This is a genomic window from Acetonema longum DSM 6540 (assembly GCF_000219125.1).
GTDB classification, from domain to species: domain Bacteria; phylum Bacillota; class Negativicutes; order Sporomusales; family Acetonemataceae; genus Acetonema; species Acetonema longum.
Genome location: NZ_AFGF01000053.1, coordinates 72,588 through 88,740, shown reverse-complemented (window position 1 = coordinate 88,740; position 16,153 = coordinate 72,588). Strand labels below are relative to the sequence as shown.

Sequence of the window (16,153 nt, the reverse complement as noted above, 5' to 3'; positions counted from 1 at the left end):
CCCAAGATGATTTTGCAAAGAAAAATTTAAGGGAGATGAGACAATGATTTGCAAAAACGTAAAAGCACTCATTTTGGTTTTCGTGGCGGTGTTTGCCATACTGGCAGCCGGGTGCGTCGACAACAGCGCCAAGCAGGCTGCGCCTGCCTCTGCAAAAAAAGTAGTGGAATTCAACTATCCGGAACTGGTTTATTACGACTTTATTTACCTGGCTGATGAACTGGGATATTTCAAAGACGCCGGCGTCCGTCCCAAATATATCGGTAAATTATCCACCGGTCAGGTTATTCCGTCTTTAGTCAATGGTTCCATTGACGTGGCCACCCGCCATACTCCCGTAGTGATCGCGGCCATTGCCAGCGGCGCTGACATCCAAATTTTCGCCGCCGGCAGCCAATCCACCAAACAATGGCCCCACATGAAGTATTTTGTTAAAGCCGATTCGCCGATACAATCCGTGAAAGATTTTACCGGTAAAACCATCGGTCTCAACAGCTTCGGCGCTTGCTCGGAGTATGTGACCAAAAAGTACCTCTTAGACAATGGGGTGGACCCTGCCGGCCTGAAATTTAAAACCGCGCCGGAAGATCAGCAGGAAGTGCCGCTCATGAGGGGTGATACCGATATTGCCATTATTCATCCACCGGCTTCAGGGCGGGCCACTGCCAATATCAAAGATTTTAAAATGCTGTTCAGCGACTGGGACATTGATAAAGGAATCAGCGGTATGTGCCCCTATTCTGTAAATGGAAAATTTCTGAGAGAGCACCCGGAAGCCGTAAAAGAGCTGACGGAAATTCTCATCAAAACAGCCAAATGGAACAATGCAAATCCGGATAAGGCCCGGGAAATTATGGCCAAACGCTTTAACATCGCCCCTGAGCATGCCGAGATGTATGAATTCTACCCGGACCAACTGGTGCCGAAAGAAGCGGTTCAATACTGGATAGACCGGCTGATTGCCGAGGGGAAGCTGACTGCCGGCCAGGTGAAGCTGGAGCAGATTTATACCAACGCGTACAATCCCAACAAAAAATGAGCAAAAGGGAGAACAGGCTGCGATGATCAAAATACAGGCCGGTCGGATTCACCGCGAATTTCAAGTGAAAAATAATTCCGGCGAAACAGAACGATTAGTGGTCCTGGAAAATTTTAACCTGCAGATTCGTGAAGGGGAATTTCTCTCAATCCTTGGACCCAGTGGTTGTGGAAAATCGACTTTTTTGAATATCCTGGCCGGCTTGGACCGTCATGACGGCGGTGAAATTCTGGTGGACGGAGAAACAATAAAGACCCGGAGTTTTGACCGCGGTCTGGTCTTTCAGGGCTATGCCTTATTGCCTTGGCGGACTGTACTGGAAAATCTGGAAATCGGACTGGAAATCCGTCATGTAGGCAAAAAGGAACGCCGGGCCATTGCCCAGCATTACCTGGCTTTAGTGGGATTGTCGGCGTTCGCCCATCAATACCCCCACCAGTTGTCAGGGGGTATGCGTCAGCGGGTGGCCATTGCCCGGGTACTGGCCTATCAGCCTGATTTGCTGCTGATGGATGAACCATTTGCCGCTTTGGATGCTCAAACCCGGGAAATCTTGCAGATTGAACTGATTAAAATCTGGGAAGCCGATAAGAAAACCATTGTGTTTATTACTCACAGCATTGACGAAGCCATCCTGTTATCAGACCGGGTGGCGGTCATGACCGCCAGGCCGGGGCAGGTAAAGGAACTGATCGAAGTGGCGCTGCCCCGCCCGCGCACTGAGGCTATCCGCAACTCCGGCGATTTTGCCCGGATCAGGCAATACGCCTGGGAACTGATTAAGGACGAAGTGGTCAAGGCCCAGAGCTTGCAGGCAGGGATTGAAGAAAGGGAACATAATGAAAAAATTGGCTGAGATTTTTGGCAGTTCTTTTGAAAAGACAGTGGGCCTGCTTCTATTTCTTGCTTTATGGGAGACGGCGCCGCGGGCGGGCTGGGTGCTTTCCACCTACCTGAGCCCGCCGTCGGCGGTGCTGCAGGCAATTTGGCTGCTTTTGCAGAGCGGCGCTCTGCTTAAGCACCTGAGTGTCAGCCTGCAGCGGGTGCTGATCGGCATGGCGGTTTCAGTAGCCGCCGGCACGGTATTGGGCCTGTTTATCGGTTATTTTAAACGGATAGAGGACTATCTGGACGTTTTGTTTCAATCTTTCCGGCAAATGTCAGCTTTTGCGCTGTTTCCCGTGTTTATTTTGCTGTTCGGGGTCGGCGAACTGTCAAAGACTATTATCATCTTCTGGGCCTCTCTGTGGCCGATTTTACTCAATACCAGCAATGGCGTCAAACAGGTGGACAAGCTGGTGGTCCAGTCGGTCAAATCCATGGGAGCATCCCGGAGCTTCATTTTCCTAAAAGTGATTTTGCCGGCAGCAGCGCCAGCCATCTTTACCGGTATTCGGCTAGGGGGCTCCTATTGCGTAATGGCGCTGGTGGCGGCGGAGATGATCGGCGCTACGGCCGGGCTGGGATACCTCATTATGTACTCCCAGGAAACCTTTAATATTCCTCAAATGTATGCCGGCATTATAGTCCTGGCCTTCATGGGCCTGGGGATCAACTATGTGCTGCGGCTGATTGAACGACGCTTTACCGGCTGGAAACAAGGTGTTTCCATTGGTGAGTAATCTATTGAGTTGCTGTTGCCAGGCCGGATATGAAATGGTATAGTAAAATTAGGTATTGATTTTTGCATGTATCAACAGAATACATATATAAGGAGCCAACAGTATGTTGATTCGTCATACGGGAGATTGCCGCTGGGAGGGAGTTTCTCTCCTGAAGTATAAAGAAGAGGAGGGGCAGGGGAGTCTGTTCAGAGATATCAGCCGGCAGGTTCTTGTGGACGGTTTGGCGGACTTGCCCTGTCAGTTGCGCTACTTTGAAGTGGCGGCAGGAGGACACTCTACTCTGGAGCGGCATCAGCACGCCCACCTGGTGGTCATTTTCCGGGGCGGAGGGGATATTTTGCTGGAGGATCAGGTCTTTCCGGTCAGGGAAAAAGATGTGGTGACTATTCCGCCCCAGACACTGCATCAGCTCAGGGCGACGAAAGATGTTCCTCTGGGCTTTTTATGCCTGGTCAATGTGGAGAGGGATAAGCCGGTTTGCCCCAGTGAAGAAGATTTAAAAGTGCTGCGCCAGAACCCTTCTGTAGCCGCATTTATTAGGAGTTGATGCTGTTGAGTGCCAAGCGTACATTTGGTTTTGACACCCGTATGGTTCACGCCGGCCACATTCCGGATACTCAGACCGGGGCCAGGGCTGTGCCGATTTATCAAACTTCCTCTTATGTCTTTTATGATGCGGATCACGCGGCGGAATTATTTGATCTGAAACAATACGGCCATATTTATTCCCGGATCAGCAACCCCACCGTGTCGGTACTGGAAGAACGGATGGCAGCGCTGGAAGGCGCCACCGGGGCAGTGGCGGTTGCCAGCGGTATGGCCGCCCAGTTTGCGGTGTTTATGACTCTCTTAGAGCCAGGGGATGAAGTCGTAGCTTCCTCTCATCTCTATGGCGGCAGTTTGACGCAGCTTACCCATACCTTAAGCAAAATGGGAAACAAGGTCGTTTATGTGGACCCGACAGATATCGCGGCCTGGCAAAAAGCCATTACTCCCAAAACCAAAGCCCTGTATGGGGAACTGATCGGCAATCCCAAAGGCAGCATCCTGGATATTGAACAAGTGGCGGCTTTGGGCAAAGCTCACGGCATTCCCCTGATCATTGACAATACTATGGCTACGCCGTATTTATGCCGTCCTATGGATTTCGGCGCTACCATTACCGTGTATTCGGCCACAAAATTCATCGGCGGCCACGGCAATTCCCTGGGAGGCCTGGTGCTGGATTCAGGCCAGTTTGATTACTCAACATTTCCTGCCATTGCCGAGCCATCGCTCAAATATCACAACCTACGGTTCTATGATACTTTCGGCCATTACGGCTTTCTCATGAAAGTCCGGGCGGAAACCGTGCGGGACACAGGCTGCTGCCTGTCTCCAATGAACGCCTTTCTATTGATCCAAGGGGTGGAAACCCTGTCTCTGCGCATGGACCGCCATGTGAGAAATGCCCTGAAAATCGCTCAATACCTGGAGGAGCATCCCAAAGTGGCTTGGGTTTCTTACGCCGGCCTTAAAAGCCATCCTCAGCATGATCTGGCGAAAAAATATCTGCCCAAAGGGGCGGGAGCCGTCCTGTCCTTTGGTCTGAAAGAAAAAGCCGGCGAGAATGTGCGTCAGACCGGCAAACGGTTTATCAAGAATCTGCAGTTATTCAGTCATTTGGCCAATATCGGCGATGTACGCAGTTTAGTGATTCATCCGGCTTCCACCACCCATCAGCAGCTTACCGATGAAGAACTGCGGGCCGGCGGCGTCGGGCCGGAATTGATTCGCCTGTCCATTGGCATCGAAACAGAGGAGGATTTGTTATGGGATCTGGACCAGTCTCTGCAGGCCCTATGAACTCCCTGCTGACGTCTCAGCAGCAGGAACTGTATCAAAATCCGGCCACCATCCGGAAGATTCTCAACAACTGCCGGACAATCGCTATAGTAGGCTTATCAGCCGAATCCCAGAAGGCCAGCTATTTTGTGGCTACCTATCTGCGTTCGGCTGGCTACCGGATTATTCCGGTAAATCCCAAGGCGGATCAAATTCTTGATCTGAAATGTTATCCGGACCTGGCGAGCATCCCCGAACCGATAGACCTGGTGGATATCTTCCGTCCCGCCTCCGCCTGCCTGGATATCGTGAAGGATGCCATTGCCTGTAAGGCGGCCGCCGTCTGGCTCCAACTTAAAATCGTCAACCTGGAGGCGGCGGAACTGGCCCGTCAAGCCGGACTGCTGACTGTTATGGATATGTGCGTTAAAATGGAGCATGGACGCTATCAGGGCGGACTGCATGAAGCCGGCATGAATACCGAAATTATTTCAGCCAAGCGTGAGCATCGGTTCTTGTAATACTGTTACCGATTTTTGATAAACGACAATCATCATCACCTACAGGTCTATTGACGAAAACAGCAAAACAGGGTATCGTTTGAGACAAGTTAATTGAAAATGGTTGCTGATCAGAAACACTGAAGGCTGCAAGCGGATTTATCTCCCTTGATGCTTTTAGTGTTTTTATTATTACCGTGAAGTTCGTTGATCTGAAAGATCCAGATAACGCTATCTGGATTTTTAAAGCGACTTTTCCCGTGGTCCGATAGCTCCGTCGATTTCCTGAGGAGATTCAGGTAACGCAGATCCGGTATTTTACAGATTTCCCGCAATAGGGTATAATAAATGGTGCATATTGGTAAATGGGGGAGGGGCTGACTCTGAATCTGGAAAAAGAAGTAGAACGTCAAACAGACGCTCTGATTAAGGCTACCCAGGAGATTATCACTTTGCGCAGCGTGGAAAGCGATGCGGTGGATGGTTGTCCGTTTGGAGCGGAAGTTGGACGGGCCCTGGAGTGTGCGCTGCAAATCGCCCGGGGGATGGGATTTCATACCGTCAATCTGGACGGGTATGTAGGGTATGCGGAATACGGCAGCGGGGAAGACTATGTTGCCGTGCTGGGACATCTTGACGTGGTGCCGGAAGGCGGCAACTGGACCTATCCTCCCTATGGCGGGGAAATCCATGAGGGCCGTTTGTACGGGCGCGGTGCGTCCGACGACAAAGGTCCTATCATGGCTGCTTTGTTCGGCCTGGCTGCGGTCAAAAACCTTAACCTGCCTTTAACCAAGCGGGTACGGATCATTTTTGGCACCAGCGAGGAAACCGGCAGCAAGGACATGGATTATTACGCCGGCCGAGAAAAGCCGCCAGTGGCCGGATTCACGCCGGATGCGTCTTTCCCAACTATTTATGCGGAAAAGGGCGGCTGCAAGTTTACTTTGGCGAAAAAACTGACGGCGGCCGGCGACTCGGTCCGCCTGCGCTCCCTCCATGCCGGCGAGAGGGTGAATATCGTGCCGGACCGGGCCGAAGCCGTATTAAGCGCCCGGGAGCCTCAAGCGCTGATCAATGCCTGCGCCGCCTTCGCCAACTGTCACAAGGTAGAATTGGGAGCCTCTCTTGCCGCCGACGGAACGGTTCAGATCGTCTCCCGGGGAAAAGCAGCCCATGGCAGCCTGCCCCACCAGGGGATCAACGCCGCCATGCAACTGCTGGCATTCCTGGCCGAATGCCAATTGCCGGCTGATCTGGTTTCTTACCTCAAGGCAGTCACTGACGCCATCGGCCGGGAAACCGACGGACGCTCCCTGGGCATTGCTTACCGGGATGAGGCGTCAGGCAGCCTGACACTCAATGCGGGCCTGCTCCGCTTTACGGGCGATACCGTCGCTTTGACATGCGATGTGCGGTTTCCCGTCACCTGGACCGGCGAACAGCTGATAGAAAAGTTACAGTCCGCCGCAAACAATCTCGGCATTGATCTGGCATCCTTCACCTTCGGCAAACCGCTGTTCTTTCCGAAGGATCATTCGCTGATCACTACCCTGCAAAAGGTATTCACGACTGTAACCGGAACAACTGTCGACCCCATCGCCATTGGCGGCGGTACCTACGCCAAACATCTGCCGAATACCGTTGCCTTTGGCCCGCAGTTTCCGGGACAGCCTGATCTCTGTCACCAGCCGGATGAATATATTACCCTGGATGATTTAGTGCTCTGCGCCAAAATCTACGCCCGGGCCATCTATGAACTGGCCAGATAAATGGAAGATGCTGTAACCCAACGAACTGGGCTATTCGTCGGGCTACAGTATTTTTTGACCACCGTATCATTTTTATCACAAAGCCTTACTCCATAGTTTACTTTGTAACAAGACCCGGTCAAAAATTCTTGATAGCTCACACCATAACGGAAACCGGCCGGGCGCTGAAGGTAAACAACCTTTGGCTTTGACGAATCGGAAATCGAGAATTACATTGACAAAACGCTCAAAGAATCGTAATATCAAAAAAGAACAACGAAGCATTTATTGAATAAAATAGTTCAGGCTGATCAGAGAACTGAAGGCCAAAGAAGCAAACTGCAGACGCAACTTCTTTGGCTTTTTTGTTTGCAGCAGACTTACTGTTTTATGGGAACGGAGTGACGGATGAGTGAAAATCAAAGTAAACAGCAAGGAAATACAGCTGGATAAAGCACTGACAGTTAGGGAACTTTTGACACAGCAAAAGGTAGAAATGCCCGACTATGTTACGGTGCAAATCAACGAAGCCCTGCTGCAGCAGGATGCTTTTGACACTACTGTCATCAGGGATGGCGACGAGGTAGAGTTTCTCTATTTTATGGGAGGCGGCCAGAAATGGGAGGTATAAGCTTTACCAACGAGCAGCTGGAGCGTTATTCCCGGCACATCATCCTGAAAGAAGTCGGTGTTAAGGGGCAGCAGAAGCTGTTGAACTCCAGGGTGCTGGTTATCGGGACCGGCGGATTAGGGGCGCCGGCAGCCATGTTTCTGGCGGCAGCCGGCATCGGCACAATCGGGCTGGTGGACGCGGATGTGGTCGACTTATCCAACCTGCAGCGGCAGATCATTCACTTTACCGGTGATGTAGGCAAGCCAAAAGTCAAATCCGGTCAGGAAACCATCCGGCTGCTGAATCCGGATATTGCGGTGGCGACTTATCAGGAATGGGTCCGGGCCGACAACATCCGCGACATCATCCAAGACAAGGATTATGATTTCATTATTGACGGCACCGACAATTTTGCCGCCAAATTTCTGATTAATGATGCCTGTGTTCTTATGGCCAAGCCATTTTCCCATGCCGGCATTATCCGTTTCTTTGGTCAGACCATGACCTACCTGCCCGGCCAGGGACCGTGCTACCGCTGTATTTTTAAGGAACCGCCGCCGCCGGATGCCGTTCCCGCCTGCAGGCAGGCAGGGGTTCTGGGAGTGATGGCGGGAATCATCGGCACCCTCCAGGCTACCGAAGCCATAAAATATATACTGGGCGTCGGTGAACTTTTAAACGGACACTTGCTGACTTATGACGCGCTGGCTATGGATTTTCATAAAGTGAAGCTTTCCCATAACCATAAATGCCAGGTATGCGGCGATCAGCCAACAATAACTGAACTAACCGAACTGATTGATTATCAGCAGCCTGTCTGCGACTTAAAGGGGTGATTGTATGCTGATTCTCAGCCAACGGCACTATGACAAGATTGTAACCCATTGCCTGAACGGCCTTCCCAATGAAGCCTGCGGCCTCCTTGGCGGCATCATAGCAGGAGCGCAAAAGACCGTTCAGGAAATATACCCATTGACCAATCTGGATCATAGCCCGGAGCATTTTGCTATGGACCCAAAAGAACAGTTCCAAGCTGTCAAGGCCATGAGAACCAACGGTTGGGTGCTCTTAGGCAATTTCCACAGCCATCCTTCCACACCGGCCAGGCCGTCGGAGGAAGATAAAAGGCTGGCCTTTGACCCTGGGGCGAGTTACCTTATCGTCTCCTTAGCCGAACAGGGGAATCCGGTTTTAAAGAGCTTTAACATACAGAACGGTGTGGCTGCAGAAGAAAAGATCACGCTGAATGGGGAGGAACAATAATGACGGCAGTAGATTATAAGGCCCTGAAAAAGGGTGGCTTTATGCAGCAGATTCAGCCCGACCGGTTTGCCATGCGCCTTCGAGTGATCGGCGGACAGGTTACGGCGGAGCAATTGAAGAAAATATATGAGGTGGCCCAGCAGTACGGACAAGGCTATATCCACCTAACTGCCCGTCAGGGCATCGAGATCCCCTTCATTCGGCTGGAGGATATTGAAGCAGTCAAGACGGAGCTGGCCAAAGGGCATGTTCAGGTGGGAACCTGCGGTCCGCGGGTTAGAACCGTCACCGCCTGTCAGGGCAATGCCATCTGTTCCTACGGGCTGATTGACACCACCGCCCTGGCCAAAGAATTTGACCAGCAATACTGTGGCCGGGAAGTACCTCATAAATTTAAGCTGGGAATCACCGGCTGCCGCAACAACTGTCTGAAGGCCGAAGAAAATGACCTGGGAGTAAAAGGCGGCATGCAGCCGGCCTGGACAGCGGGAGCCTGCAGTTTTTGCGGCCTGTGCGAAGCAGTCTGCCCGACAAAAGCCATTCAGGTTCAAAAGCAGGAGAAAAAACTGGCCTTTGACCCGGATAAATGTGTTTACTGCGGCAAATGTGTCAAGTCCTGCCCCACAGCTGCTTGGGAAGGAACCAGCGGTTACCTCCTGTCTTTCGGCGGGCTGTTTGGCAACCAAATCGCCATCGGGCAAGAACTGCTTCCCCGTCTGTTCTCCCACGATGAGCTGCATAAAGTCGTCGAAAAAACATTAGCCTTTTTCAAGGAGCACGGCAAGCCGGGCGAGCGCTTTGGCAAGACCCTCGACAGGGTGGGACGGGGCCGGCTGAGACAGGAACTGGAGGCCATTTTATGAATGAAAAAGAAGTTGCTGCCTTCCTAGACATTACCGATGTGGTATGTCCCATGACCTTCGTAAAAGTCAAAGTGGCTATGGAGGAGCTGGAGGACGGACAAATTCTAAAGATCCGCATGCATGAAGGCGAGCCTATCACCAATGTTCCCCGCAGTTTAAAAGATGAGGGGCACAAAGTGATCTCAGTGGAAGCGAACGGCGATTCCACTTATACTGTATGGGTGGAAAAGGCTGGCTTGCAGTAAAATGCGGCTGAATCAAAAAAAATATAACCGGCTGAACAGGGCCGGTAGCTGCAACGATGCTGATCAGAAAGACTGAAGGCTGAGGAGATCTTCCTTGGCCTTTTTTGCTTTCTGCGTACTGATATGATATCGGCCCTGAAGGGAGTGTTATAGAAGGCATGTTGTCACCGACGCCGGCCGTGTACGGTGGTTCGACAACCACCATCATTTTAGATGGGAGCAGCAAGGTTAATTTAAAGTTATCATAAAATTAGATGGAGGTTGAAACTATGAAAAAGTTAAAATTAGCGCTTATTGGATTCATTATTACCGGGTTATTTGCTATAATACTGGCTGGTTGCGGAACGCAAACCGCAAAAACGGAGGACGCCAAAAAACAGACACTACTGGAAACCATTCAGAAACGCGGTACGTTAAAAATTGGTACCGAGGGAACTTATCCTCCGTTCACTTTTAAAAATGAGAAAGGCGAATTACAGGGATTCGATGTTGAGATTATTATCGAAGTGGCCAAACGTCTGGGTGTTAAGGCGGAATTTGTTCCCACTGAATGGAAGGCGATGTTTGCCGGTCTTGATTCTGAACGGTTTGACGTAATTGCCAATCAGATATCCATTAATGAAAAACGGCTGGAGAAGTATGATCTTTCGACCCCCTACACGGTTTCCGGCGCTCAGGTCATTGTGAATAAAGAGACAACAAACATCAGCAGCGTAGAGGACCTTAAAGGCCGGAAAGTCGGTGTAACCCAAAGCAGCAACTGGGAAGAAATTGCCCAAAAAGCCGGGGCCAATATCCGGCATTATAAGGGAGCCAATGAAATTTTCGCCGATTTGCAGGCAAAGCGTATTGAAGCAACAGTGAATGACCGGTTATTCATCGCCGAATATTTTCTGAAGAATTCCAGTCATAATCTTGCAGTGGCGGGCCAAACCTTTGATGAAGCAAAAATGGGGTTTGCATTCCGCAAGGGGTCACCGGAGCTGATTGAAGCGGTTAACAAGGCTATCAGGGAAATACAGGCGGACGGCACTTATGTAAAGATATCGCACAAGTGGTTTGGGCAAGATGTCAGCAAGTAGGGACTGGGATATTGTGATTGGCTCTCTGCCGGTTTTAGCGCAGGGGGCCTTGGTTACGATTCATCTCAGCCTGCTGGCTATGTTAGGGGCGGTAATTCTCGGCCTGGCAGTGGCATTGATGAGAATCTCCAAGATCAAAGTACTTGTGCAGACCGCTAAAGTATATGTATCTTTTTTCCGCGGCACGCCTCTGCTCGTCCAGCTGTTGATGCTATACTACGGGTTGACGTCTTTTCATATTGTGATGGATCCTTTTCCGGCAGCGCTCCTGGGACTGATCCTGCATTTCGGGGCCTATATCTCGGAGATCTTCCGGGCGACAATTCTTTCGATCAGCCAGGGACAATGGGAAGCAGCCTTATCCCTCGGCATGACTAATTCTCAGGTTTTAAGAAGGATCATATTGCCTCAGGCTGTCCGGATATCGATTCCGCCATTATGGAATTGCCTTATCGATACCCTGAAATCATCCTCCCTGGCTTCTGTCGTTACTGTCCCGGAACTGACCCGGCAGGTAGAGGAGCAAAGCGCGGCACAGTTTGTCTTTATGCCGTATTTCATCACCTTGGCTGTATTTTACTGGGTCATGGTGATTGCCATGGGATGGGTTCAGGAATGGCTGGAAACAAAGCTTCGGATTCCGGGGGGATTGGGATGATCGAAGTCAGAGGGCTAGCGAAAAAGTTGATTTCACGAATGTTTTAAAAGTTGTCAGCATATAAATCACTTTCAATATAATTGCAATACACGGAGGATTTAACATGCATGTGAGCCATTTGGAGTGCCCTCAGTGCGGCGCTCACTACTCTCACCGGCAATTGGCGCAGACCTGCCCGGACTGCGCCTTGCCGCTGTTAGTCAGGTATGATCTGGCTAAGATCAAGAAAATCCTGAGCAAAGCAGACCTGGCCGAACGTTCCTATAATCTGTGGCGCTACCGGGAACTGCTGCCGGTGGAGAATTACGACCGGATCGTGACTTTGGGGGAAGTTATGACCCCGTTGATTCCGCTGCAGAAACTGTCCGCGGCAGCCGGGATCAAAAAGGTTTACCTGAAAGACGAGGGAATGAATCCGGGCGGTACTTTTAAATCCAGAGGAGCGGCTATGGGCGTTACCAGGGCCAAAGAGCTGGGGGTAACAGAGCTGGCCATGCCTACCAATGGCAATGCCGGAGCGGCCTGGGCCATTTACTGCGCCAAAGCCGGCATCCAGGCCCATATTGTCATGCCTGTGTCGGCGCCGCTGATTACCCGCAACGAGTGTGCCGTGGCTGGCGCCAGCTTGTCCCTGGTGAACGGCCTGATCAGCGACGCCGGCAAGATTGTCGGCCGGGCGGTGAAGCGTTATGGCTGGATGGACGCTTCCACCTTGAAAGAACCCTATCGCATTGAAGGCAAAAAAACCATGGGCCTGGAAATTGCCGAGCAATTAAACTGGAAGCTACCTGACGTGATTATTTATCCTACCGGCGGCGGGGTGGGCATTATCGGCATTTATAAAGCCCTGACCGAATTGAGGCAATTAGGTTGGATCGGCGAGAAACTGCCACGGCTGGTGGCGGTGCAGGCCAGCGGGTGTGCTCCAATTGTGGCAGCCTGGCAGCAGCAGGCTAAGGCTTCTCAGTTTTGGCCAGACTCGTCCACTGTGGCCTTTGGCATTAACGTCCCCAAAGCATTGGGTGATTTTCTCGTCCTGGAGGCCATTTATCAGACCGGCGGCTGCGCCGTGGCGGTCACGGACCAGGAGATTCTCGACAGCCAGTCTCAGTTGGCCAGGACAGAAGGGCTGTTTATCTGCCCGGAAGGGGCGGCTACTCTGGCTGCTGCCCTTCGTCTGGCAGCGGCAGGCTGGATTCGGCCGCAAGACAGTGTGGTTTTATTAAATACCGGCAGCGGCATTAAATATCCGGATACCGTCCGGGTGGAACTTTCGGTGTTGCAGCCTGATGCGGACATTTAGCCGACGAAGGGAAATACAGATTTCATCTTGACGAAATTCACTGAAACATGCTATGATAGGCAAAAATTATATATTGGCTCTTATCCAGAGTGGTCGAGGGACTGGCCCGATGACGCCCGGCAACCGGCTTTTCAGAGCAGTGGTGCCAAATCCAGCAGAACTTTTGGGTTCTGAGAGATGAGAGGGAAGCTTCGAGCTGTAAAACCCCTTTCTTCGGAAAGGGGTTCGGTTTCTTCCTGGGCTTTTTTACAGCCCGGACAGCATCTGGAAGGTATTATTCAAATTTTTATGAGGTGATGGATATGACCACTACTGTTCACAAATATGCCTCCGCCAAAGCCAGCCGGTTTACCGAATCAGTCATTCGGGAGATGTCCCGGGTGGCGGCCCAGCATGGCGCGATTAATCTGGCCCAGGGCTTTCCGGATTTTCCGGCGCCCGATTCCATCAAGATGGCTGCCGTCAAGGCGATTGCCGAAGATCACAATCAATATGCCATTACCTGGGGGACCAAGGGACTGCGGGACGCTCTGACCTGGAAAATGAACAAGGATTATGGCATCGTCCTTGACCCGGAAACCCAGATTACGGTGTGCTGCGGCGCTACTGAGGGCATGATTGCTACCCTGCTAGCCACTGTGAATCCGGGGGATGAGGTCATCATCTTTGAACCTTTTTATGAAAATTACGGCGCCGACGTGATTCTCTGCGGCGCATCGCCTAAATATATCAAGCTGCAGGCGCCGGATTATCATTTTGACCGTGAGGAACTGGCGGAATTGTTCAATGACAAGACCAAGGCCATTATCGTCAATACCCCCAACAATCCCACCGGCAAGGTCTTTTCCCGGGAAGAACTGGCCTTTATCGCCGATCTTTGCATTAAGCACGATGTGCTGGCTATTACCGATGAAATTTATGAACATATTATTTATGACGGGGTAGAGCATGTTCCCATGTGGAATATTCCCGGCATGGCCGAACGGACCATTATTGTCAACGGGATTTCCAAGACATACAGCGTTACCGGCTGGCGCATCGGCTATGTGATGGCTCCGCCGGAGATCACTCAGTCCATCCGCAAGGTTCACGATTTTCTTACCGTGGGAGCGGCGGCGCCGTTACAAGTGGCTGCCGGTGAGGCTCTGCGCTCAGGGCCGGAATACTATCATGAACTGGCGGAGTTTTATCGGGTGCGCCGGGACTTTCTCTATGAAAAGCTTAAGCAGGTAGGGTTTAAGACCTTTAAACCAGGCGGAGCTTATTACATCATGGTGGATATCCGGTCCTTCGGCTGGGATGACGATGTGGCTTTCGCCTATTACTTAGCCAAGGATATCGGTGTGGCGGTAGTGCCCGGTTCCAGCTTTTATCGTCAAGAAAGCCTGGAAAGCAGCTATTTTGTCCGGTTCTGCTTCTGCAAGCACTTGAGTACCCTGGAGGCGGCCGCGCAGCGATTGGATAAATTACGAACCCAAGTCCGGAAATAGATGAAAAAAGCTCGGTCCTGCCAAAACAGGAGCCGGGCCTTTTTATTTTTCGACAGGATTGATTCTAAGGAAAGAATAAGGTATAGTTAAAGAATGCCCATCCCCCTGGAGGGGGGATAAAAGAAGGTTGACGGGAGGGACCATGATGCAAAAAATTCTGGTAATCGGCGGCGTGGCAGCCGGTTTGAAATCCGCCGCCAAGGCGCGGCGGTGTGACCCTCAGGCAAGCATTACCGTATTGGAAAGAGGCGAGATCGTCTCTTTCGGCGCCTGTGGCATGCCTTATTATGTAGGAGGCGATGTACCGGATATTGGAGCCCTGATGAAGACGCCGGCGGGCAATATGCGCAATGCAGACTACTTCAAAAATGTGAAGGATATTACGGTGCGGACTCAAACCGAAGCTGTTGCCATTGACCGGCGAGCTAAAACCGTAACCGTGAAAACTCTGACCAGCGGCGAAACGGAAATCCTGCCTTATGATAAACTGGTTATCGCCACAGGCGCTTCCCCTGTTAAACCGGCTTTGCCGGGAATCGAACTGGAGAATATCTATACGTTATGGCATCCCAACGATGCAAAAGCCATCCGTCAGGGACTGGAGAGGGGACGGTTTGCCAATGCCGTCATCATCGGCGCCGGCCTGATCGGCATGGAAATGGCCGAGGCATTAACCTTATGGGAACTACCGGTAACGGTAGTGGAAATGAAGGAGCAGGTTTTCCCGGCCTTCTTGGATCCCGAAATAGCGGGGATCGTCGCCAAGTATGCGGCGGAAACGGGCATCACGCTGTTGACCGGGGAAAGAGTTCAGGGATTTAGCGGCGAGACCGGGGTCACTGCCGTGGAGACGGATCAGCGCAGCATTCCCGCTGATTTGGTGATAATGGCCGTGGGAGCGCGGCCTAACACAGAGCTGGCCAAAGCGGCCGGTCTGACCATCGGCATCACCGGAGCGATTGCCGTAGATGAAGAAATGCGCACCAGCGACCCGGATATTTACGCCGGCGGCGACTGTGTCGAAAATGTCAACATCATTTCCGGGAAAAAGGTGTTCGCGCCGATGGGGTCCACCGCGAATAAACACGGCCGGGTCATTGGCGAAAATCTCTGCGGTTCCCATATGAAATTCAAAGGAGTGCTCAATACGGTAGTCGCCCAAATTCATGATCTGACGGTGGGCAAGACCGGACTCAGCGAACGGGAAGCCAAAGAACTGGGATATGAATATGTGACCGCCATGGTTGCCGGTCATGATAAGCCCCACTATATGCCCGGCGCCAAATTGATTACCGTCAAACTGATTGTTGAGACTAAAACCGGTAAAGTCCTTGGCTTACAGGCTGTAGGAGAAGGGGAAATTGCCAAGCGGGTGGATGTGGCGGCAGCGGTACTGACGTTAGGCGGAACCGTTCACGATTTGTTTGATATTGATCTGTCCTATGCTCCGCCCTATAGTTCGCCCATTGACAATGTGGCGGTGGCAGCCAATGCGGTAATGAATAAAGTGGCTGGCAAACTAAAAGGCATTTCCTCCCTGACAGCTAAGAAAAAAATGCAAAACAGTCCGGATAAGACGATCTTTCTCGACGTGCGCACGCCGGAGGAATGCAAGCAAATCTGTCTGGCTGACTGCCCTAACGTCAAATATATACCTTTGGGGGAACTGCGCAGCCACCTGGAGGAACTAAACAAAGAGGATGAAATTATTGCTTTCTGCAAGATCAGTCTGCGGGGTTATGAAGCGGAAGGGATTTTAGAAGGGGCAGGCTTTAAAGATGTCAAGGTTATGGAAGGCGGTATTCTGGCCTGGCCGTTTCCTTGTGAAAAAGGCAAATAATTGGAATATAGAATGTTTAAGGCGCATCAGACAGATGTTTGATGCGCCTTGCTTTTC

The 16,153-nt window shown here is 51.5% G+C and carries 17 protein-coding genes and 1 riboswitch; all 17 genes read left to right on the top strand.

The genetic code is table 11. From position 1 onward, the window contains the following. The first annotated feature begins 43 nt into the window (after positions 1 to 43). Positions 44 to 1,039: an ABC transporter substrate-binding protein gene (locus ALO_RS07060; protein WP_004094231.1), complete on the top strand. Its 996-nt coding sequence runs from the start codon at positions 44 to 46 to the stop codon at positions 1,037 to 1,039. A 22-nt stretch (positions 1,040 to 1,061) separates the two neighbouring features. Further along, a complete protein-coding gene (locus tag ALO_RS07055) occupies positions 1,062 to 1,895 on the top strand; it encodes an ABC transporter ATP-binding protein (protein ID WP_004094230.1) in 834 nt (277 codons plus the stop codon). Beyond that, a complete protein-coding gene (locus ALO_RS07050; RefSeq protein ID WP_004094229.1) occupies positions 1,879 to 2,661 on the top strand; it encodes an ABC transporter permease in 783 nt (260 codons plus the stop codon). Before ALO_RS07055 ends, ALO_RS07050 begins: the two co-directional genes overlap by 17 nt. 103 nt (positions 2,662 to 2,764) lie before the next feature. After that, positions 2,765 to 3,211, top strand: a complete 447-nt coding sequence (locus ALO_RS07045) for a cupin domain-containing protein (RefSeq protein WP_004094223.1) — start codon at positions 2,765 to 2,767, stop codon at positions 3,209 to 3,211. After that, positions 3,211 to 4,509: an O-acetylhomoserine aminocarboxypropyltransferase/cysteine synthase family protein gene (locus ALO_RS07040; RefSeq protein WP_004094222.1), complete on the top strand. Its 1,299-nt coding sequence runs from the start codon at positions 3,211 to 3,213 to the stop codon at positions 4,507 to 4,509. The genes ALO_RS07045 and ALO_RS07040 overlap by 1 nt, the downstream gene beginning before the upstream one ends. Beyond that, positions 4,476 to 5,009, top strand: coding sequence for a CoA-binding protein (locus ALO_RS07035; RefSeq protein ID WP_193760807.1), 534 nt, complete (start codon positions 4,476 to 4,478; stop codon positions 5,007 to 5,009). Before ALO_RS07040 ends, ALO_RS07035 begins: the two co-directional genes overlap by 34 nt. Positions 5,010 to 5,353: 344 nt before the next feature. Continuing rightward, complete coding sequence (gene pepV / locus ALO_RS07030) at positions 5,354 to 6,760, top strand: dipeptidase PepV (RefSeq protein ID WP_004094218.1); 1,407 nt, start codon at positions 5,354 to 5,356, stop codon at positions 6,758 to 6,760. A gap of 391 nt (positions 6,761 to 7,151) precedes the next feature. After that, positions 7,152 to 7,370, top strand: a complete 219-nt coding sequence (gene thiS / locus ALO_RS07025) for a sulfur carrier protein ThiS (protein ID WP_004094215.1) — start codon at positions 7,152 to 7,154, stop codon at positions 7,368 to 7,370. After that, positions 7,367 to 8,188, top strand: a complete 822-nt coding sequence (gene moeB / locus ALO_RS07020; RefSeq protein ID WP_040292935.1) for a molybdopterin-synthase adenylyltransferase MoeB — start codon at positions 7,367 to 7,369, stop codon at positions 8,186 to 8,188. Before thiS ends, moeB begins: the two co-directional genes overlap by 4 nt. Positions 8,189 to 8,192: 4 nt before the next feature. Beyond that, positions 8,193 to 8,615 (top strand): M67 family metallopeptidase, encoded by a 423-nt coding sequence (locus ALO_RS07015; protein ID WP_004094212.1) that lies wholly within the window; start codon positions 8,193 to 8,195, stop codon positions 8,613 to 8,615. After that, entirely contained in the window at positions 8,615 to 9,478 is an 864-nt protein-coding gene (locus ALO_RS07010) for a 4Fe-4S binding protein (protein WP_004094210.1), read from the top strand. The genes ALO_RS07015 and ALO_RS07010 overlap by 1 nt, the downstream gene beginning before the upstream one ends. Then, a complete protein-coding gene (locus ALO_RS07005; protein ID WP_004094208.1) occupies positions 9,475 to 9,723 on the top strand; it encodes a sulfurtransferase TusA family protein in 249 nt (82 codons plus the stop codon). The genes ALO_RS07010 and ALO_RS07005 overlap by 4 nt, the downstream gene beginning before the upstream one ends. A 269-nt stretch (positions 9,724 to 9,992) precedes the next feature. Continuing rightward, positions 9,993 to 10,805, top strand: coding sequence for a transporter substrate-binding domain-containing protein (locus tag ALO_RS07000; protein ID WP_004094206.1), 813 nt, complete (start codon positions 9,993 to 9,995; stop codon positions 10,803 to 10,805). Then, entirely contained in the window at positions 10,792 to 11,463 is a 672-nt protein-coding gene (locus ALO_RS06995; RefSeq protein WP_004094204.1) for an amino acid ABC transporter permease, read from the top strand. Before ALO_RS07000 ends, ALO_RS06995 begins: the two co-directional genes overlap by 14 nt. Before the next feature lie 103 nt (positions 11,464 to 11,566). Beyond that, entirely contained in the window at positions 11,567 to 12,766 is a 1,200-nt protein-coding gene (locus tag ALO_RS06990) for a threonine synthase (RefSeq protein ID WP_004094202.1), read from the top strand. Between the two features lie 77 nt (positions 12,767 to 12,843). Further along, positions 12,844 to 12,950, top strand: a riboswitch (SAM riboswitch). Positions 12,951 to 13,068: 118 nt separating this feature from the next. Then, entirely contained in the window at positions 13,069 to 14,256 is a 1,188-nt protein-coding gene (locus ALO_RS06985) for a pyridoxal phosphate-dependent aminotransferase (RefSeq protein ID WP_004094199.1), read from the top strand. A gap of 142 nt (positions 14,257 to 14,398) precedes the next feature. Further along, positions 14,399 to 16,096 carry an FAD-dependent oxidoreductase gene (locus ALO_RS06980; RefSeq protein ID WP_072031816.1) on the top strand — a complete coding sequence of 566 codons (1,698 nt, stop codon included), beginning with the start codon at positions 14,399 to 14,401 and terminating at the stop codon, positions 16,094 to 16,096. The last annotated feature ends 57 nt before the right edge of the window (positions 16,097 to 16,153 follow it).

What these genes read in the sequence shown, in the direction of transcription:
- ALO_RS07060 (WP_004094231.1), top strand. Translation starts at nt 44, where the DNA reads ATGATTTGCAAAAACGTAAAAGCACTCATTTTGGTTTTCGTGGCGGTG.
- ALO_RS07055 (WP_004094230.1), top strand. Translation starts at nt 1,062, where the DNA reads ATGATCAAAATACAGGCCGGTCGGATTCACCGCGAATTTCAAGTGAAA.
- ALO_RS07050 (WP_004094229.1), top strand. Translation starts at nt 1,879, where the DNA reads ATGAAAAAATTGGCTGAGATTTTTGGCAGTTCTTTTGAAAAGACAGTG.
- ALO_RS07045 (WP_004094223.1), top strand. Translation starts at nt 2,765, where the DNA reads ATGTTGATTCGTCATACGGGAGATTGCCGCTGGGAGGGAGTTTCTCTC.
- ALO_RS07040 (WP_004094222.1), top strand. Translation starts at nt 3,211, where the DNA reads ATGCTGTTGAGTGCCAAGCGTACATTTGGTTTTGACACCCGTATGGTT.
- ALO_RS07035 (WP_193760807.1), top strand. Translation starts at nt 4,476, where the DNA reads ATGGGATCTGGACCAGTCTCTGCAGGCCCTATGAACTCCCTGCTGACG.
- pepV (WP_004094218.1), top strand. Translation starts at nt 5,354, where the DNA reads ATGGGGGAGGGGCTGACTCTGAATCTGGAAAAAGAAGTAGAACGTCAA.
- ALO_RS07015 (WP_004094212.1), top strand. Translation starts at nt 8,193, where the DNA reads ATGCTGATTCTCAGCCAACGGCACTATGACAAGATTGTAACCCATTGC.
- ALO_RS07010 (WP_004094210.1), top strand. Translation starts at nt 8,615, where the DNA reads ATGACGGCAGTAGATTATAAGGCCCTGAAAAAGGGTGGCTTTATGCAG.
- ALO_RS07005 (WP_004094208.1), top strand. Translation starts at nt 9,475, where the DNA reads ATGAATGAAAAAGAAGTTGCTGCCTTCCTAGACATTACCGATGTGGTA.
- ALO_RS07000 (WP_004094206.1), top strand. Translation starts at nt 9,993, where the DNA reads ATGAAAAAGTTAAAATTAGCGCTTATTGGATTCATTATTACCGGGTTA.
- ALO_RS06995 (WP_004094204.1), top strand. Translation starts at nt 10,792, where the DNA reads ATGTCAGCAAGTAGGGACTGGGATATTGTGATTGGCTCTCTGCCGGTT.
- ALO_RS06990 (WP_004094202.1), top strand. Translation starts at nt 11,567, where the DNA reads ATGCATGTGAGCCATTTGGAGTGCCCTCAGTGCGGCGCTCACTACTCT.
- ALO_RS06985 (WP_004094199.1), top strand. Translation starts at nt 13,069, where the DNA reads ATGACCACTACTGTTCACAAATATGCCTCCGCCAAAGCCAGCCGGTTT.
- ALO_RS06980 (WP_072031816.1), top strand. Translation starts at nt 14,399, where the DNA reads ATGATGCAAAAAATTCTGGTAATCGGCGGCGTGGCAGCCGGTTTGAAA.